Annotated in this window: 14 protein-coding genes and 6 pseudogenes; 13 read left to right on the top strand and 7 right to left on the bottom strand. The window is 60.3% G+C overall.

The features are described 5' to 3' along the window. Positions 1-103: 103 nt before the first annotated feature. Positions 104-268 (bottom strand): annotated as a pseudogene (locus RW095_RS00615) (IS110 family transposase); the annotation flags it as partial. 173 nt (positions 269-441) lie between these two features. Between RW095_RS00615 and RW095_RS00620 the strand changes: the two are divergent. From RW095_RS00620 to RW095_RS00630, 3 genes are read left to right on the top strand one after another with little or no spacing between them, the layout of a single operon-like run. Continuing rightward, entirely contained in the window at positions 442-630 is a 189-nt protein-coding gene (locus RW095_RS00620) for a hypothetical protein (RefSeq protein ID WP_317015826.1), read from the top strand. A 15-nt stretch (positions 631-645) separates the two neighbouring features. Next, positions 646-1443, top strand: coding sequence for an AraC family transcriptional regulator (locus tag RW095_RS00625; protein WP_317015828.1), 798 nt, complete (start codon positions 646-648; stop codon positions 1441-1443). After that, positions 1444-1695 (top strand): hypothetical protein, encoded by a 252-nt coding sequence (locus tag RW095_RS00630; protein ID WP_317015829.1) that lies wholly within the window; start codon positions 1444-1446, stop codon positions 1693-1695. Positions 1696-1734: 39 nt separating this feature from the next. Here the strand turns inward: RW095_RS00630 and RW095_RS41105 are convergent. From RW095_RS41105 to RW095_RS00640, 3 pseudogenes are all read right to left on the bottom strand, one after another. Then, a pseudogene (locus RW095_RS41105) lies at positions 1735-1869 on the bottom strand (IS6 family transposase); the annotation flags it as partial. A gap of 57 nt (positions 1870-1926) precedes the next feature. Next, a pseudogene (locus RW095_RS41110) lies at positions 1927-2191 on the bottom strand (IS6 family transposase); the annotation flags it as partial. Between the two features lie 137 nt (positions 2192-2328). Next, positions 2329-2496, bottom strand: a pseudogene (locus RW095_RS00640) (IS6 family transposase); the annotation flags it as partial. 523 nt (positions 2497-3019) lie between these two features. Between RW095_RS00640 and RW095_RS00645 the strand changes: the two are divergent. Beyond that, the gene (locus tag RW095_RS00645) at positions 3020-4087 is read left to right on the top strand and encodes a hypothetical protein (protein ID WP_317015831.1); all 1068 of its coding nucleotides are present in this window, start codon (positions 3020-3022) and stop codon (positions 4085-4087) included. Between the two features lie 144 nt (positions 4088-4231). Further along, positions 4232-5452, top strand: coding sequence for a porin (locus RW095_RS00650; RefSeq protein ID WP_317016674.1), 1221 nt, complete (start codon positions 4232-4234; stop codon positions 5450-5452). Between the two features lie 270 nt (positions 5453-5722). Here the strand turns inward: RW095_RS00650 and RW095_RS00655 are convergent, their stop codons facing one another. After that, positions 5723-6013, bottom strand: coding sequence for a hypothetical protein (locus RW095_RS00655; RefSeq protein ID WP_317015832.1), 291 nt, complete (start codon positions 6011-6013; stop codon positions 5723-5725). A gap of 166 nt (positions 6014-6179) precedes the next feature. On the opposite strand from RW095_RS00655, the gene RW095_RS00660 reads away from it, so the two are divergent. After that, positions 6180-6611: a hypothetical protein gene (locus RW095_RS00660; protein ID WP_317015834.1), complete on the top strand. Its 432-nt coding sequence runs from the start codon at positions 6180-6182 to the stop codon at positions 6609-6611. A gap of 173 nt (positions 6612-6784) precedes the next feature. Here RW095_RS00660 and RW095_RS00665 read toward each other — a convergent pair whose 3' ends face one another. Next, positions 6785-8647 (bottom strand): class I SAM-dependent methyltransferase, encoded by a 1863-nt coding sequence (locus tag RW095_RS00665; protein ID WP_317015835.1) that lies wholly within the window; start codon positions 8645-8647, stop codon positions 6785-6787. Between RW095_RS00665 and RW095_RS00670 the strand changes: the two are divergent. The 3 genes and pseudogenes from RW095_RS00670 to RW095_RS00680 all read left to right on the top strand — a co-directional run. Continuing rightward, positions 8631-9024: pseudogene (locus RW095_RS00670) on the top strand (hypothetical protein); the annotation flags it as partial. The gene RW095_RS00665 and the pseudogene RW095_RS00670 overlap by 17 nt on opposite strands. Before the next feature lie 260 nt (positions 9025-9284). Then, a complete protein-coding gene (locus RW095_RS00675; RefSeq protein ID WP_317015837.1) occupies positions 9285-10742 on the top strand; it encodes an efflux transporter outer membrane subunit in 1458 nt (485 codons plus the stop codon). Between the two features lie 15 nt (positions 10743-10757). Beyond that, positions 10758-10944, top strand: a pseudogene (locus RW095_RS00680) (IS5-like element ISCARN85 family transposase); the annotation flags it as partial. 361 nt (positions 10945-11305) lie between these two features. Here RW095_RS00680 and RW095_RS00685 read toward each other — a convergent pair. Further along, a complete protein-coding gene (locus RW095_RS00685) occupies positions 11306-12175 on the bottom strand; it encodes an undecaprenyl-diphosphate phosphatase (RefSeq protein ID WP_317016676.1) in 870 nt (289 codons plus the stop codon). Positions 12176-12564: 389 nt separating this feature from the next. On the opposite strand from RW095_RS00685, the gene istA reads away from it, so the two are divergent. The 4 genes from istA to RW095_RS00705 all read left to right on the top strand — a co-directional run bounded on the left by istA (position 12565) and on the right by RW095_RS00705 (position 17936). Beyond that, on the top strand, positions 12565-14076 hold the full coding sequence (gene istA, locus RW095_RS00690) for an IS21 family transposase (RefSeq protein WP_449406524.1): 1512 nt from the start codon (positions 12565-12567) through the stop codon (positions 14074-14076). Continuing rightward, complete coding sequence (istB, locus tag RW095_RS00695) at positions 14073-14906, top strand: IS21-like element helper ATPase IstB (RefSeq protein ID WP_317014949.1); 834 nt, start codon at positions 14073-14075, stop codon at positions 14904-14906. The genes istA and istB overlap by 4 nt, the downstream gene beginning before the upstream one ends. Positions 14907-15300: 394 nt before the next feature. Beyond that, positions 15301-15936 (top strand): hypothetical protein, encoded by a 636-nt coding sequence (locus tag RW095_RS00700; RefSeq protein WP_317015838.1) that lies wholly within the window; start codon positions 15301-15303, stop codon positions 15934-15936. Continuing rightward, positions 15933-17936, top strand: coding sequence for a helix-turn-helix domain-containing protein (locus RW095_RS00705; protein ID WP_317015841.1), 2004 nt, complete (start codon positions 15933-15935; stop codon positions 17934-17936). Before RW095_RS00700 ends, RW095_RS00705 begins: the two co-directional genes overlap by 4 nt. Positions 17937-17951: the final 15 nt, after the last annotated feature.

The following is a 17951-nucleotide window of genomic DNA, read 5'->3' on the forward strand; positions in this document are numbered from 1 at the left end:
ATCGCGGGTTGCCCGGGTGTCGGGCTGCGCCGCCTTCTCGGGGACAGGCCGCAGGCAGTTTGCTGCGGGGTATCCCGAGCGACATGGCCAGTCTACCGATGTCTCAGATGAACCCGGCCAGCTCGCGGGCAATAGCCAGAACCGTGATGTTGATGGGCTTGCCGCGCGCTGTCAGCCGGCGGAATCGCCAGCACAGCCGCACCTGGGCTTCCCAGGCGCGGCCGATGATGGCCTTGGGCATGCCTTCGAGACGGGCCTGGATCTCCGGCTTATGTTCTCGAAGCGCAAATCGTATGCCGATCGGCTCAATGAGCAGGACGGTGCGCACGTGGACGGCGCCAGCGACGAGTTGCTTGCGATAATGGTTTCAGTCGTGCATGTGCATGTCGATCCCTCGTTGGGTGGGTGACACACATAGTGGATATCAAAAGGAAATGGCTTATGTTCTCGACGCGCAATTCGGATGCCGACCGGCTCAAGGAGCAGGACGGTGCGCACCGTGGTTCACAGCCCGCCCGCGACTCGTTGAGTGCCATCGCGCCTCTGCTGCGAGTGCGGCCGGAAATTCAGGAGGTGTGCCGGTTCACCTCGCAATGGAAGACCGTGCACGAAGCGGAATCTCCGGGCTGAACTCAGTTTCATATTGTGACCAAGGGTAGCTGCCGCCTTGAACTGCAGGGTGGGAAGTGCTTCCAGCTGGAGGCGGGCAACCTGCTGCTGCTCCCGCATGGCGATGCCCACGTCGTGCACTCGAACCGCCGTGGCCAGAGCCCGGGTGGGCCGATCCGGATCGAACGCAACGACGCAATCACGGTCAAGACCAACACCGACGACGAGAGCGACACCGAATTGATCTGCGGTCGCCTGCACTTTCTCGAGGTTCCCAACAGCCTCGTCATCGGCGCGCTGCCCAAGATGATGCGTCTAAGCCTGGGCACGGAACACTTGCTTGGCCACCTGCGAATGCTGGTGCAGATGATCGGTGAGGAGCTGGAGGCTGCGCGTCCGGGAGCGGCGGCAGTCGCGACCGACCTGGCGAGCGCGCTCTTCGTAATCATGCTCCGCGCTCATTTCGAGCAGGCGGAATCCGCCAGCGATCTGATAAAGCTACTCGCCACGCCAGCTTCCGCCCGGGCCGTCAATGCAATGTTGAACGACCCGGCGCATGGCTGGACGTTGGAGGAGCTTGCCGCGGAGTCGCACGTCTCGAGGGCCACCTTGGTGCGCACCTTCCAGAAGGCAGCCGGCATGGCACCGCTCGCCTTTCTTACCGAATTGCGTCTGGGGTTGGCTCGGCAAAGCCTCACCGCGACGAATGCACGGCTCATCGAGGTCGCCGTGGTGGTCGGTTACGACTCCGAAAGCGCCTTCGCGCGGGCCTTCAGGCGACGCTTCGGGACCTCGCCGGGCAAGCTACGCGGTGTCCATCAAAAGCCGGGCTGATTGAACAAGCGCACGTTGGGACTATTCATCCGGGACATTACGGTCGAGAAAGTATCTGCCGCGAGACAAGCCGTGCTGCACATCGGCTGGCAGGGCAGCGCGTGTACTGACACCACCGTGGACCTGCCAAAGCCAGCTGCTGACACGATGCGTTACCCGGCCGCGTTCGTCGAGCGGGTGCGCGTACTATCGCAGCATCTGCCTGACCGGCAAATCGTTGCACACCTCAATGAGGAGGATCTGTCGCGGTAACGGAAGATGGTGAACAAGCGACAGTATAAGTAGGATTGCTTATGCTGCCAGTGAGTAGAACTGCTGGGCGTGAGTGCATCCGATGCCACGGTCTTGCATTTGATCCTTGGCGATCATGTGCATGAGCTCGATGCCGCTCAACAGGATCCGGGCGCAACGAAAATTCTTGAAGCCGAGCTAGTCTCGGGTTCGCCATTTTGCTCGATTGACTTTTCGAAGTAGCGCCGCGCCCACGCAGCAGAAAGTCCACCGTGTTACCCTCCTTGTCGACCGCGCGGTACAAATATTTCCACTGGCCTCGGATCTTGATATACGTTTCATCCATGCGCCAGCTCCGACCGACGGCTTTCTTGTGGCGGCGAAAGGCCTTCTCCAGGACCGGCAACACCTTGATGGCCCAGCGGTGCACAGTTGAATGGTCGACCGAGATTCCGCGCTCTGACATCATCTCTTCCAGGTGTCGAAGGCTCAGCGGATATGCCACATACCAACGCACGCATGTCAGCATCACGTCGAGCGGATAGTGCAAACGCTTGAGCACCCGTGCCGAGGCTGGATTCAGAGTCGTCATCAAGCGTCCGATCGTTCGTATTGTCAGAACGCATGATATCCGACGCTTACTGCCACAAAGCCACGCAGAATCGTTGTATGCGCCAGCGACAAGCCTCGCTCCGCCATTATCTCAACCAGATCGCGCAGGCTGAGCTTGTAGCGCAGGTACCAGCGAACGCACAACGCAATCACTTCGCCGTCGAAATGACGCCCTGCAAACAACTCATCCGTGCCCTTCAGCTTGCACATCGTCGGTTCTCAATTCGCTCAGCCGGACACTGTAACCGATTCAATATCGCCATTTGCACCCGAGCCATCGGCGTTAGGGTCATTGAGCCGCCCAAACAGAAGCCGGTCGTATGGCCTTCCGCGTGTGTACGCGACCCCAACGGCTCTGTGGATGTGTTGCACGTAGTCGACAGTCGATACATGGCTTCACAAAACCGCCTTATTTCGGGCCGCAGTCGCAACGTGGGCAGCGCTGTGAAAGCCCTGGACAGAAAGCGGCACCGCTGACCATCGAGCAATTCAGTGTTTCGCGATTTGCGCGCGGACTGCAAACATATACTCGCTCCCTCCGTTAACAGGCAATTGCTGTCAGCCCCACCGGCTGCGCAACCTCAGTTGTGCTTCTCAGATCTTTGCTGTTTCTTCCGATCCCCATTTTCGGAATCGATGCGTCACTCAGAAAGTACGCGGCAAGTGTGCTCTTGCCGCCTGTCCGCGACTTCCCGGCCGCGCCCGCTCACAACCTTTCATCATCGAAATGCATATGATCCAGAAAAAACTTGTCCTTCTTTCCAGTCTGGTGGCGACGCTCTCCGCATGCGGTGGCAACGGATCCTCGACGACCGCGGCAACACCGGTTCCCGCTTCGGTCACGGCCGCTCAGACGGGCTACAAGATTTCGGTTTTTGCCAAGGCGCCCGGCGCGCTTCTGCCGGATGACCTTGTCCAGCACGGCAGCACCATCTTCGCCGTCGCGCAGGACGCCCACAACAATCCGGACGGAACCAGCGTCGCCGGGACGTCCCCGCAGAGCGAAGTTATCGAATATGATCTGCACGGAAATGTTCTCAAGACTTTCAACGTTCCGGGCCATCCGGATGGCATCATGGAGTTCGACTCGCACACGGTGTGGGTCAGCACCAATGAAGACGCGAACCCGCTGCTGATCGTGATCGACACCGCGGCCAACACCCAGACAACGCTCTCTCCCGACGCTCCCATGGCACATGGCGGCGGACTCGACGACATGAAGATGCTGGGTGGAGTCGCGTATGTCAGCGCATCACATCCCACCTTGGGACCTGCTAGCGCAACGGCACCCAAAGGCGTGAGTTCGGTTCCCGCGGCTTACACCATTACGCTGAATTCCGACAAGAAGACGTATCATCTGACTCCGGTGCTGATGGGCAATGCAATGGCGGTCAATATGCCGACGAACACATCAGTTATCCTTAACATGACAGATCCGGATTCAATGGCGACCGATCCGGGCGGCAATCTTGTTGTCGATAGTCAGGCTGACGCCGAGTTGGTCTTTGTTAGAAATCCCGGAGCAAGCCAGTCGGTGAGCGTGCTGCCGCTTACGTTGTCCGGCAACCCTGCGCCTGTGGATGACACGCGCTGGGCACCTTCAGGCAATTCGTTCATGTTGCTGTCGGACAACAAGACCCAGTTCATCTATCGCATTGATGCAACCGCGGGCTTTACTGCCGGCACGGCGTACAGCGCGGCTTCGGGCGCGCTCTTGCAGCTCAATACGTCGACGGGAGCACTGACGCCGGTCTACACGGGGATGGGTTCCCCGCACGGAATGATTTTTGTGGGGCAGTAATCAGCCGGTTTCTATCTATCCGTCGCACACCATCAAGTGCGCGGATAGGCGGCCAGGCGTTAGCGGTCGGCGAATGCCATTGACCGGCCGCTCTCGCCGATCTGCCTCTGTTTGCGAGGCATCATTGAGTTACGGAGAGTTCTAATGAAGCACAAAGTATTATTTGCAGCGGCGCTCGCAGCACTCGGCACGACAGCAGCCCATGCGCAAAACAGCGTGACCCTGTACGGTTTGCTGGATGCCGGCATCAGCTATAGCAACAACACCGGCGGTCATAGCAATGTCGCGTTGAGCAGCGGCATTATGCAAAGCAACCGTTGGGGCCTGAAAGGCGCCGAAGATCTGGGTGACGGCCTGAAGGCCGTGTTCGTCCTGGAAAACGGCTTCACGCTGGGCAACGGAAAGCTTGGCCAGGGCGGTCGCGAATTCGGCCGCAACGCCTATGTCGGCCTGTCGAGCAACACCCTCGGCACTCTGACCGTAGGTCGTCAGAACGAATTCATGTACGACTACGTCAGCCATATGTCGTTTGAAAACTTCAACGGCGCAGGCGGCAATATCTTCGCGCACGCGATGGATAACGACAATATGATCGGTACGTTCCGCGTCAACAACGCGGTGAAATACCAGAGCCCGAATTACTACGGCCTGACCTTCGGCGGCTTGTATGGCTTTTCGAACCAGGCCGGCGGCTTCGCGAACAACCGGGCATACAGTTTCGGCGCCATGTACAACAACGGCCCGATTACGGCAGCGTTGGGTTACACGCAAATCAACAACAACCTCGCCGGCGCGGGCTCGGTCACCAACGGTTCAGTCACCAACACCGGTGGTGCTGTCGATAGCAGCGCCGCGAGCAGCAGCGCTGATGCGGCGCTCACAGCAGGGCGTCAGCGCACCTTCGGCGGCGGCTTGAACTACTCATTCGGCCCGGCCAACGTTGGTTTTGTGGTTACGGACACCAGGCTCAACAATGCAACCGGGTTCACCACTGGGGCCACGCCATTGTCGCTGGCGAACTCCGCAAATGTTCATTTCACGAACTACGAATTGAACGCACACTACAGCCTGACCCCGGCGTTGACGCTGGGCGCGGCGTACACGTACACCAATGGCAAGTTCAGCAACGCTCAGAACTCGGCGTCGCCGAAGTGGAACCAGGTCAGCCTGTTGTCGGATTACAACCTGTCGAAACGCACGGACGTGTACGCGGTCGCCAACTGGTCCCACCTGAGCGGTGGTCTGACTCCGGCACAGGGGGGCGCGGGCCTGGCTGCATTTGAAGGCGCAAGCTCCTTTATCGGCGGCATTGCGTCAACGAAGAATCAGGTGGTGGTGGGTGCCGGTATCCGCACCCGCTTCTAGGCACTGACAGTTGTTGATTTGAAAGAGGCGCCGTTCGCGACGCCTTTTTTATGTGGTGATGCCGGCGGCGGAACAGGAAACCGTTCCGCCGGGACATCGGCGCCGCAGTGGACCTGACCGCCTCATATCGTCCCCAATGACCCACGCCGTCCAGGGTATCGGCTGGCCGCGCTAGCGCACTGACTTCCTTCGCTGCGTGTAATTGGGTGTGGCCAGGCAGTGGTTAACCTGCTGCTTGCGGCGAAGCACCCGATGCAGACCGCATCGACTTCATGCAGGCACCTTCGGTGCGAGCGTGCCGGGGCGCGAGCAGCAGTCCGCTACATCCACGAGCGGTTGCCAATCGAACCCTTCAAGCAACACCGTGGTCTGCACGGGGGACAACGGTGCAATGTCCATGTCCGACGTGAGTTCGACCGCCCAGTCTGTTACCGCCTTAGGCATCTCCGCGATTGCGCTTACGGCCCTATCGCGTGATACGTCCGTTTGGGATATGGCGACAACCATCAGCGCGGTGACAACCAGAGTCGCACGGGAAGTAATAGTGATGTGACGCAGCATGCTCTATCTCCATTTCAATTGCGGAAAATTAACGGATTTGCTGTGCGCGCATTAAGAGCATAAAGAGTCGAGCCTTATCTCCTGCTTAAAAGCTGAACCAAAAATTGATGGCGAGCCTCCGATATGCTAATCGCAAGCAATCGCCGGGACCGGAGCGAGGGCGCGAATGCAACTGTCTCCGGTGCTGCGACTGAGCACCGGAGACAAGGAAGGCATCATCCGCGCGATGCCTTTCCAGCGCGGCACTCTTTCCCCGACGGTACACCGGGATTCAGTTGCCCGTACCGAACGCCCGCGAGTTGACGTGTCGCACGGACGCGGTTGCGGAACGATATGCCATGAATCTCAACATCACCGGGAGACTCAGATGCGCGATGTGCCATGCATCGAACCTTCTTCATTTCTTGGGCAAAAGACGCTGCGCATGCTGGCGCGCGACGCCCAAAACCCCAGCGCTGCCCCCGTGTATTGGCTGGGGCAAGTGGAGCCGGCACGCGAGCCCAACTTCTTCGATGCGACGCGAAATTTCGGTCCACTGATGCGACTCGTTCTGCCCGACGAGCGTCCTGGCGTGTCTGTGAACCGGGGGTGCCGTTGATGCCGTTCAAGATTTTGGCGTCGTGAAACGACTGGTTTTTAAGGACAAGTCCTCGCTCGAGGTCCGATACAACGGTCCTTCCAGCGACCTCTGCAACGCGTGAGCAGCAGCGGTCCTTCATGAGCCGGTGCTTTCAACCCGCTATTGCAATTGGTCTGGAGCGGGCAGGTCCGCTACGCTACGCCGATTTCATTACAAGCGATCCCAAGTGCCTGCAATATAGGTAGATGAATCTGGGCAAAGCGGTTCGCTTTCGCTGTCAGATCCGCCAGGGAAGGCGCTGCGCCCGACGGCAGCCCTGTTGTTGCCCTCGTGGGCTGGGGAGTTGCACGCAGCACGGCCTCAGCGAACTCAGCCCATTGCGCCGGCTGCTGCATGTGATGCAGTCTTGCCAATAAAAAGAGTTGCGCCACACGCGGCATCAAAACCCCGGAACCCGAAACCGGACTCACCAGAAACTGGACTTCGTCATGGTGGCGCGCCTGTTCGCAGATCGCCGCGTTCAGCTTCTTCGCCGACGGCTGGGCGGCACTGATTTGCGCATCATTTTGGGCATTCAGCAACACGCCCATACCAACCAGTAGCATCACGGCCTTGACGATCTCCGCCAGGATGATGCCCCGTCCACGAACGCTGTTCTCGATATCGGACAGGGTCATCGGGCGATAGCTGTCCAGCGCGTCGAGAATACGGCCGTATAGCGTTTCCGGTAACAGCGTGTCCCCCAGCGCACCGCGCACTTTCAGCACCACGGAAGCTGTCGGCAGCGCCAGGATGACCCGATGGGCGCGCAGTTTCGCGTCCCGCTCGTCGTCATTGAGCGTCCGCGGGGCCTTGATCCAGTAATCGCGCCGCAACGACCGGTTCACGCAGAAGTCGCGCGCCGTCTCTCGCAGACTCGTGTCCGCAATGTCCGCTAACAAAGCGCGCTGCGCCGGGGTGAGGTTGATCTCATCGACGTGATCGCGATAGTCCGCAGATACCCCATAAGTCAAACCCGCCGCAACAAGCGACGACGCGACCTGCGAAAAAGACATGGGATGCCAGTCACGGTTGAAATACTCATGCGCGAGATAATTAGGATTCTCCCCGGACAACGCGTCGACGCGCTCGGCAAGCAGTGGGTTAACCAGTGCATAGCCCGGCTGCGTCGCAAATACGGCCCGCGCAAAATCGACGGCGGCTTTAATGCGCACCTGCGTGCGCTCTTCGGCGCCCGTGTTGTCGTGCGGCTGGGCTACTGAACCGATTTGAAAATGCCGCTGCATCAATTCGCGCACGGGCAGCATCGCGGCCCATCCGGGCTGGGTGTTGTAGCTCAGATACAGCACGCCACCGGCCTTGAGCTTGCGGCGTATGAATTCAACAATTAGCGCACGATTTTCGTCGGAAATCCAGCTCCAGATGCCGTGCATGCCGATGAAATCGAAATCCGGTATATCGTCGCGCTGGCAGAACTCCCAAAACGGCTCGCCGAACAATTGCGCCTGCGATTCGGCACTGTCCGCAAGTCGTCGGGCGAAGTTCGCGTGAGGCGGGTGGAAGTCGGTGCCGTACCATCGCGTAGGGGAGCCGGCAGCGTGAATATTTACGCTCACGCCGTGGCCAAAGCCGAGCTCGCAAGCGGTATGTACAGTTGGCAACGCAAGTTCAGCTTGCAGCAAGGGAAGTCTCAGCCGTAGCGGATTCAGCTCGTCGCAATAGCCGAATGTGTATGCAATCTCATCAACGTAACCTGTGTCCGACTCACTCACGTTTTTAGCTCTCGTTCTTTGCGCGGGTCGCATTGGCTCCGCAGATTGCCGAACCGGCTGTCCGGCGATGCCGAACACGATACCGGTGGGTGGCAGGTAATGCAAAGCATCCTTCATGCGGGCTTGCGCCTCGAATCTGACGCGACCTTCAGCGTGCTGAGCCGGGAGCGCAATCGCGCCGAAACCATCAATGCTTCGCCAGGACCAACAGGGTGCAGATCGGAACAGTCGTTGCTCCGTCATCCAGACATTGAAAAAGAGTGGCGTTTCCGTCCAGAGCATCACGACCGCGAGGGCGGAATGGTTCTACTGGATCACGATCCTGTTTTCCCAAACGCTGGGTACCGCTGGGCGACTGACGGGCCCTGTTCTGGGCGGCTTTCATCCTCACGCGTCCGCTCGGCGCCAGCCTCGGTGACTTCCTCGACAAGCCGGTGGCTGAGGGAGGGCTTCGTGTCAGCCGCTTCTACGCATCCCTGCTCTTGCTCGTCTTTATCGTCGCATGCATCGTGCTCATTCCGCAGCGCTCCAGGCGCGGGGAGGAAACGGCACGAGTCCGCTGCCAAAAATGCATATCGAAGCTCATGGCGCGCCATGGCATCGTCACGTGGCGGAGCAGCCGCGTAAAGTGCTGGACAAAGAAGACAAGATCGCGTTAACACGGTCACCTCCCGGTCGTCTTCATTAGTTGCGCAGTGCGCTAGTCGCTGGGAATCGACTGCAGCGCCGGTCTCTACCTGAAGACAAGGTCGCGGCTGTTCCGGGGGAGGGGAGGCGTCAAGGGCTTTTGAGAAAAATGAGCGTAGCGGCTTTTGCGTACAATTCTAGGGTCGCCTCCTATCAGAAGTAGTGGCCAAACCGTCGATCAAAAGGCAATGCGGGTCAGTGTATGAGAATTCGCAACGGGCGGTGTTCCAGAATGATCTGCCGTGCTTGCGTTCGAGCGCGCTCTCCGGGTTTGATCTTGTGCGCTCTCGCCGCGCTGCTGGGCGCCTGCGCCGTTGGCCCGGACTATACGCGCCCCGCTACGGACGTGCCCGCCGCTTTCAAGGAAGCGCCCGACGGGTGGAAGGTTGCCCAGCCCGCGGATCGGTTGGATCGGGGTGCGTGGTGGTCCATCTACGACGACGCGCAGCTGTCGGCTCTTGAATACGAGCTCAATCAGTCAAATCAGACCATTGCTCAATTCGCGGCGGCCTACCGCCAGGCGCGCGCGTTGGTCGGCGAAGCCCGCGCCGCATATTTTCCGACAGTCGGTTTCAACGCGTCCGAATCGCGCGCCCAATCGACTTCAGGCCCGATCCGTAAGAGCTATAGCCTTTCATTAAACGCATCGTGGGAGCCGGACTTTTGGGGCAGGGTGAGTCGGACGATTGCAGGGCAACAGGCGGGGCAGCAAGCCGCCGCGGCCGATCTCGCCAACGCGCGGCTGTCTGCGCAAGCCACGCTGGCGCAGACCTACTTCCAGCTTCGCGCCTTCGATGCTTCGCAGACGTTGCTCGATAATACCGTCGTCGCCTTTCAGCAGTCGCTCCAACTCACGCAAAACCGGTATGCGCAGGGTCTCGTCGCGCGGTCCGATGTAATTCAGGCGCAAACACAATTGCAGTCGGCGCAGGCGGCTGCCATCGACAACGGGGTAGCACGCGCGCAATTCGAACATGCGATTGCGGTGCTGGTCGGCCAGCCGGCGTCGATATTCTCGATTCCCCCATCGCCGCTCAACGCGACGCCGCCCGCCGTGCCCGCCGAAATGCCGTCCGCCATTCTTGAGCGGCGTCCGGATATCGCGTCGGCCGAGCGCCGAGCCGCCGCCGCGAACGAGCAGATCGGCGTAGCAATCGCGGCGTTTTTCCCGACACTGACTGTGTCGGCCACGGGAGGCTTCCAGAGTTCGCTGATATCCGAATTGTTGCGCGCGCCGTCGCGTTTCTGGACGCTGGGTCCCGATCTGGCCGCCAACCTCTTCGATGGTGGCTTGCGCCGCGCCCAGACCGAAGCGGCCCGGGCGGCCTATGACCAGACGGTCGCCACGTACCGGCTGACCGTGCTGGCGGCATTCCAGGACGTGGAAGACAATCTCGCTTCGTTGCGCCTTCTCGAGCAGGAGACCGTGGTCCAGCAGCAAGCCGTGGAGTCGGCGCGACAGGCGCTGGCCATTGTGAACAATCAATACAAGGCAGGCACGGTCGGCTACGTGAACGTGCTGGTCGCGCAAACCTCCGCTTTCACGGCGGAGCAAAGGCTCTCGGCTATCGCCGGGCAACGCATGGTGTCGTCGGTGGGACTGGTAAAGGCGCTCGGAGGCGGCTGGAATGCAATGCAGATGAATCGTGAAAGTAACGCCACGGCGACCCCATATGTGACGGATCGCTGAGCAAGGTATATGAGGGTGCCACCAAAAAACGACCGTCTTGAACCATGGGAATACGACCGCGAAGTGTACAAGCGCAGAAACGACGTTGAACGCCAGTTTTCGTCGCCTTAAAGTCTTCCGCCGTGTCTTCTGCCGATTCGGCAAGTTGGACGTCATGCTGCGCGCTGTCATCAATTTCGCGCTTATCGTCGATGAGCTCAGACAGTGTGAACAGGCCCTGGTGTTGCCGACTGAGCCGACCGTGCTGGCGCAGGTGTTTGCCGCCTCGTGGCGCCGACTTTTCAGCACTGCGGCCTGTGTCCGGGCACCACGGGGAACCCAATCGACTTCCCCAGAAGTGTTCACGCGGGCTTGAGGCCTGCTCAAGAGGGGGCCTCGCTCCAGACTCAGGCTTCCGGCGGCCGACGTACGCTGTACTCAATGTGAATATCGAGTCGGGCGTCAGTGGTGCTCTCGAGGCGGTGCGTAACGGCAGGGATGTTGTCTACCCCGGCCGCCTCGTCTTTTTTTCGGTACCCCCGCGCTGCGGTACCGGACCACATGTGCAGCCACTGCGTTGCTAGCTAAGCTAGGTTGAACTGCACGGCGAAGAGGAGCAATACACCAAGCACCGCGCGATAGACAATAAACGGCCATGTGGAGAAGTTCTCGAGAAGCTTCATGAGTCCCCAGATAGCGACAAATGCCGATGCGCTTGCGACCACCAGTCCGAAAAGCAGTAACGACCACGCTTCGAGGGGAACGTGCGCATGAAAGAGTACCCAAAGCTCTTTCAGTCCGGCCAGGGCAATGGCGGGTAGCCCAAGCAGAAAAGAGAAGCGCGCGGCCTCCTCACGCTTGAAGTTAAGAAAGAGCGCTGCTGTCAGGGTCGATCCGGAACGCGATACGCCCGGGATCAGGGCGCCTATCTGCGCAAGTCCGACAATGAGTGCGTCGCGCAAACGCATCTCGTTGACGGTGCGGCGATGACTGCAGGTCAGTTCTGCGATGGCTAGCAAAACGGCCATCGCAATGCAGGCGCCGCCAATCACTGACAGACTTCTCAGCGGCGTGCCGCACGCATTGAGCGTGGACGACAGGGCGAGGCCAGCCATGCCGATGGGCACCGTCGCTAGCACGATTGCTACCGCCAGGCGAAATGAGTCATCCTGGTACGTACGCCGCTGGATGGCAGTGACGCTTCCCACTACAACGCCTCGCACGTCGCGCCAGAAGTAACTGACGAGCGCTGCCAGCGCAGCCAGTTGCATTGCCGCGGAAAAGGCCGACCCCGGATCGGGCCAGCCGAGCATGGCGGGAACGATGCGCATGTGCGCCGTCGATGAGATGGGCAGCAACTCAGTGATGCCTTGAACGACACCCAAAAATCCAATCTGCAGATAGCTCAGAGAGGCGAAGCCGATATCCAGGCCGCCAGAACATGCATTTGCCAAAATATGTCCTTTCCGGATAAGGCTGTGGAGAATTGCGCCGGGCAAATCCTGTCAGCACTTCGCGCGAAACTTTACATTCATAAGCGTTCAGCGTGTGTTCGCTGTGCCATATAACGGATCTTTGGGTCCGGACGACGTTATTTCATTTGGTCAGACGCTAAGCCTCGACAGGGCTCGACGAGATCCTTGGGCACGTATGCCGCGCGTCAATCAAGATGAGAGGAGCGCGTCAGTCAGGATGAGAGAACGGGCATGGCGGCAGCGGGAACGGGCGTAGCCCGGAACCGCTGCCGCCATGCCGCGCCAGGAGGCGACCTTCACCGGGAGCTTTTTTGGTAGTCGCGGTAGATCGGGTATGAACAAACCTTCCATGCCATGGGAGGTGCGCCGTGCCCGGACGCCACGTCAACGACCACCAGATGAGGCTCTACATGAAGCACAGACTCAAGGAAGCGCCACCCGAGGCGGCTGCCCGGGCCGGGTTTAGCGTCGCCACCGCCTACCGCATCGAAGAGGATCCACGGTTGCCATCGCAGAAGAAGGCGCCGCGCGAGCGCCGGCGCGCGGATCCGTTGGCCGGGATTTTCGACGCGGAGATTGTTCCACTACTGACCTCCGCTCCAGGCATCCGGCCCGTTGCAGTATTGGAAGAGATGCTTCGGCGCCATCCGCAGCTCTCACGTGACGTGCGCCGCACACTGGAGCGGCGCATCCGCGTCTGGCGGGCACTGCATGGCGAGGAACGCGAGGTCATGTTTCGCCAGGTACATCAGCCCGGTCGGCTCGGGCTGTCCGATTTCACCGAGATGCAGGCTCTCGGCGTCACCGTGGCCGGCGCCGCGCTGGACCATCGCCTGTATCACTTCCGTCTGGCCTGCTCGGGCTTTGAACACGCTCACGTCATTCTCGGTGGCGAGAGTTATGTTGCCCTCGCCGAAGGGCTTCAGAACGCGCTCTGGGCACTTGGCGCAGCACCGCTCGAGCATCGCAGCGACAGTCTGTCGGCGGCGTTTCGCAATCTGGATCGCGATGCGCGCGACGATCTGACCACGCGTTACGAAGCCCTATGTGCTCACTACGGCATGCAGCCCACGCGCAACAACCGTGGAGTCGCACACGAGAACGGCGCCATTGAGAGTCCTCATGGTCACCTCAAGAGTGCGATCCGCGACGCGCTGCTGCTGCGCGGCAGCGTCGAGTTCATCGACCTTGCCGCTTATCGCTGCTTCATCGACGAGATCGTCAGCCGCATCAACGCGCGTAATGGCAAGCGCATCAAGGCGGAAGTGCCGTTCCTGCAGCTTCTGCCCAACACGCGCACCAGCGATTACGAGGAAACGCGTGTCTACATCACCTCCACCGGCGGTTTCGTATTGCGCAAGGTCTTCTATTCCGTTCCGTCGCGGCTGATCGGCCACCGGTTGCGGGTGCGGCTGTACGACGACCGGCTGGAACTGTTCCTGGGCGGCACGGCCCTGATGACGTTGCGGCGTGGCCGCCCAGGCACCAGCGGCAAGCATGGCCACGTCATTGACTACCGGCATGTCATTCACGCGCTGCGCCGCAAGCCGATGGCGCTGCTCAACCTTGTGTACCGCGACCAGCTGTTCCCGCGCGAGGCCTATCGGCTGACCTTCGATCGCCTGTGCGAGCAACTGTCCTCGCGCGCGGCGTGCAAGACCATGGTGGAGTTGCTGAGCCTGGCTCACGAGCGCGCCTGCGAGGCCGAGCTGGCCCATGCGCTCGAACAGAACCTGGCCGATGGTCGACTACCCGATCTGGACGAACTGCGCTCGCGTTTTGCTCCGGATCCGGCAGCTGTCCCACAAGTGCACGTACAACTGGCTTCGTTGCGCGACTACGAAGCCCTGCTTACCCTGGATCAGGAGATGACAGCATGAGCCACGATTTCGATGCTACCCGCCTGTCGCTGCTGCTCAACGATTTGCGGCTACCCGCTGTCAAACAGATCTGGCCAGCCTTCGCCGAGCGCGCCGACAAGGAGGGCTGGCCCGCGGCACGCCTGATCATGGCGCTGGCCGAACACGAGATTGCCGAACGCGATAGACGTCGTATTGAACGCCATCTGAAGGAGGCCCGGCTGCTACCGGGCAAGACGCTGGAGACCTTCGATTTCGATGCAGTGCCAATGATCTCCAAAGCACAGGTCTCGGCACTGTGTGCCGGCGATGGGTGGCTGCGCAACGGCGCCAACCTGATCATGGTCGGGACGCCTGGCGGCGGCAAGTCGCACCTGTCGTCGGCCATCGGACTGAGCCTGCTGGACAAAGGCTGGAAGGTCCTGTTCACCCGCACCTCCGACCTTGTGCAGCGGCTCCAGGTTGCACGTCGCGAGCTGGCGCTCGAAGCCGCCATCAACCGTCTGAACCGCTTCGACCTGCTCATTCTCGACGACTTTGCATACGTCACCAAGGATCAGGCCGAAACCTCCGTGTTATTCGAGCTGATCAGCGCCCGATACGAATGCCGATCCCTTCTTCTAACCGCCAACCAGCCGTTTGGTGACTGGAACAAGGTCTTCCCCGACCCCGCCATGACGCTGGCCGCGGTCGACCGGCTGGTCCATCATTCGACCATCTTCGAGATGAATGTCGAAAGCTACCGGCGGCGCACCGCCATGCAGCGCAAACAGCAGGGGCCAGGACGCCCTGCGCGCTATGCCACGCCAAACAATGTCGGCATGCCTGCGACTCCAGAGAACGAATCATGACACGCGTCGCCTGACGCACACTCTAATCCGACATTGCCCAGCGTCAATCAACGAACGCGCGTCAATCAACTTTAATCGCTTGTCAGCGTCAATCAACAACGGCATCATCAAGCTCGCCGCGACATTCTCATCCTGTTTGTCGCGCGCCTCTCATCCAGACTGTCGCGCCACAGGCACGTACGCGATCCCGAAGCCAGCGAGCGCTGCTCGATAGCCGTAGACCGCGAGAAAACTGACACCTGCCCAGTCCTGACGCAGCAAGGCATAGCGGCCGACGATTGACACAATTCCCGTCACTAACTTTGTCGGGAAATGCGTCAATCGGAGTAAGTCCGAATGAAATGTGTCAATCGGTCTACTAGACTTCCAAGCCCGTCCGTATGCTGTTGATCTTATGGAAGATTCTCTGCGCATTGCGGAGCCGGTTGCGCTCGCCCGTCCTCGGGGCGCGCATCGCTATGAAGCCTTCAGTCCGAAGCTGTCACGACGGCTGACGCTTTATACGCGCCCCGCACTGGAACAGTGGATATTGCTCGAGGCGAACCCGGCGGTCGTGACGTTTTGCGAGAGGCCAGGGTTTGTGCAACTGGATGGCCAGCGGTGTCTTGCCGACTTTTGGGCCGACTATGTCGATAGACAGGAATTAGTACTTCTTACTGACTCACCAATCGACGGCGAGATGACAGATGCGGCGCGCGAACTCGACGGGAAAGCATTGGCTATCCGCCGCGTCGCATCGGCCGAGCTGGTTGCCGCACGCGCGTGGGTCGACAACTGGCGGTGCATGCTGCCGTGCCTCATTGCGAACCGGAAGCTGGTGTTGCCGTCTTTATCGCGACCCATTGAGCTATTTCTCGACAAGCCTAAACGGTTGGCCGACGTCGAGCGCGAGTTCTCCGCGGGCGATCCGGTGTTGGTTCGGGCAGCGCTATTCGGCCTGTTGCATCAGGGCAAGGTATGCGCGCCGGAGCTTCGCACGCAGTCATTGTCGCTGCTGACCTCATTTGCGGCTACGGAGGCAATCTCATGATCCGCTTTAACGCGCAGTTCGAGGCGCTTGACGTCACCGCATGGCCTACCGTTGCCCACGTGGAATTCGATGACGCGACGCGGCGCATGTTCGAGCGACGCGTGCAGGCGGTGATGGCGTATGTGCGTGGAGAATCCATCAAACAGATCGAGAAAGCGACCGGCATCAACAGGCGACAACTGTATCGCTGGCTCGAGCGCGCGATATCGCCACATCCGGATGGGCGACCCTTCGGCTTTCGCGCGCTGGTTCGCTACGCGCGCACCGCAGACTACGTCCGCGTGCGTGCCTTGAAGGAGCGGTTCGAGCCGGGAGGGGCGGCGGGGGCATTCTCACAGCTATTGGAACGCTATCCTGTATTGGCGGGCTGGCTGCTGTTGCAGGTCAAGCATCGCAAAGTGCGGCTCGATCAATTGCAAGCGGACGGCAAGTTACGAACCCGACTGCGTGGTCTGAAGGCGGTGCATGACGATTTCCTGCGCCAATGCCGAGCGGTGGGGCTGACTGCGGCAGATTATCCGTTCAATACCTCGGGACATGCGATTCGATCGCTCGGGGAACGTTTAAAGGCGGATTTTTTGTGCAGCTTTGGCACTGCAGCCCGTTCAGCAGGTGCATCGCATCTTAAGGGCTTGCCCCGTCGGCACGACGATGGAGCGCCGCCAGCGGCAAGTCGCCCGTATCAGGTTGTCGAATTTGACGGGCACCGGCTCGATGTCCGGCTCAAGTTGGTCGTCCAGGATCCGCTAGGCTTCGAGCGCGAGTTCGAGATGGAACGAGTCTGGCTGCTCGCCATCATCGACGTCTGCACGCGTGCGGTCCTGGGCTATCAGATCGTGATGGCGAGCGAATACAGCCGCTACGACGTGATCAAAACGATCGAGAATGCGCTCGAACCCCATCGGCCTCGTAACTTCACTATCGCCGGGCTCGCCTATGGACCCGAGGACGGCTTTCCGTCGCAACGGCTGCCGGAGTTGGCGTATGCGACGTGGGAATGGATGCGGCTTGATAATGCCAGGGCTCACCTGGCCAGCGCGACATTGACCGCACTCTGTGAATTCGTTGGCTGTCTTGCCGACGCCGGTCCGAAATATAGCCCCGACGATCGGCCCTACATTGAGCGATTCTTCGGCACGATCGCGAACCGGCTCTCCTCACGTCTGCCCGGTTACACGGGTTCGCATCCCCGTGATTTGCGCCGGGCACTCGCTGATCCCAAGGGCAACCTGCGTCTCTACGTCTCGCTCGACGAACTCGATGAATTGGTCGAGTACGCCATCGCGAGCTACAACGGCACGCCCCACAGCGGTCTGAACAACGTGACCCCGCTCGAAGCGATGGAGTACTTTGTCCGCGGCAAGCAGACGATGGTGACCTGGCTGGCCGAATATCACCGGCGCACCCTGTGCCTTATGCAGTCGGCGCGACGGTGTCGGGTCCGGGCCTATCTGGACCAGGGCGTACGTCCGCACATCAATCTATACAAAGCCCGGTACACCAACAGCGTCCTGGCAGCGAGCACGCGTCTTATTGGCCAGGATCTCCTGATCTACATGAACGCAAACGATCTGCGCAGTGTGCGCGCCTTTCTACCGGATGGCACCGAACTGGGCGAACTCGAAGTGCAGGGTGTGTGGCGGATGATTCCGCACAACCTGAAGCTGCGGCAGCAAATACTCAGCGATGCCGGCCAGCGACGTGGCCGTCGCGGCGTGCCCGAAGAGAATCCGATAGAGGCGTACGTCAAACGGAAGCTCGCGGAGGCGAGAAAGAATCGCAAGTCGGCTTCTCAGTTGGCCCACGCGAAGCGATTGCTGGCGTCAACCGGGACTGTGCGAGTGCCTGCTGGTCCGACTGTCTGCCCTCAACCGCCGAACGTGGTTGGACCAGAAATCGGCGCGCCCATCGCCGCAACGACGGAACCCCATGATGCGCCGGCACCTCGTCCGCGCGCGCGTCCGCGAAAACTGTCGATCGGTACCGGCCAGGTCTTTTAACCCGATCGTTTACGT

This window comes from Paraburkholderia kirstenboschensis, from assembly GCF_032806925.1.
Taxonomy (GTDB): Bacteria; Pseudomonadota; Gammaproteobacteria; order Burkholderiales; family Burkholderiaceae; genus Paraburkholderia; species Paraburkholderia kirstenboschensis.

What these genes read in the sequence shown, in the direction of transcription:
- RW095_RS00705 (WP_317015841.1), top strand. Translation starts at nt 15,933, where the DNA reads ATGATCCGCTTTAACGCGCAGTTCGAGGCGCTTGACGTCACCGCATGG.
- istB (WP_317014949.1), top strand. Translation starts at nt 14,073, where the DNA reads ATGAGCCACGATTTCGATGCTACCCGCCTGTCGCTGCTGCTCAACGAT.
- RW095_RS00665 (WP_317015835.1), bottom strand. Translation starts at nt 8,647, where the DNA reads ATGCTCTGGACGGAAACGCCACTCTTTTTCAATGTCTGGATGACGGAG.
- RW095_RS00645 (WP_317015831.1), top strand. Translation starts at nt 3,020, where the DNA reads ATGATCCAGAAAAAACTTGTCCTTCTTTCCAGTCTGGTGGCGACGCTC.
- RW095_RS00675 (WP_317015837.1), top strand. Translation starts at nt 9,285, where the DNA reads ATGATCTGCCGTGCTTGCGTTCGAGCGCGCTCTCCGGGTTTGATCTTG.
- RW095_RS00700 (WP_317015838.1), top strand. Translation starts at nt 15,301, where the DNA reads ATGGAAGATTCTCTGCGCATTGCGGAGCCGGTTGCGCTCGCCCGTCCT.
- RW095_RS00620 (WP_317015826.1), top strand. Translation starts at nt 442, where the DNA reads ATGTTCTCGACGCGCAATTCGGATGCCGACCGGCTCAAGGAGCAGGAC.
- RW095_RS00660 (WP_317015834.1), top strand. Translation starts at nt 6,180, where the DNA reads ATGCAACTGTCTCCGGTGCTGCGACTGAGCACCGGAGACAAGGAAGGC.
- RW095_RS00655 (WP_317015832.1), bottom strand. Translation starts at nt 6,013, where the DNA reads ATGCTGCGTCACATCACTATTACTTCCCGTGCGACTCTGGTTGTCACC.
- RW095_RS00650 (WP_317016674.1), top strand. Translation starts at nt 4,232, where the DNA reads ATGAAGCACAAAGTATTATTTGCAGCGGCGCTCGCAGCACTCGGCACG.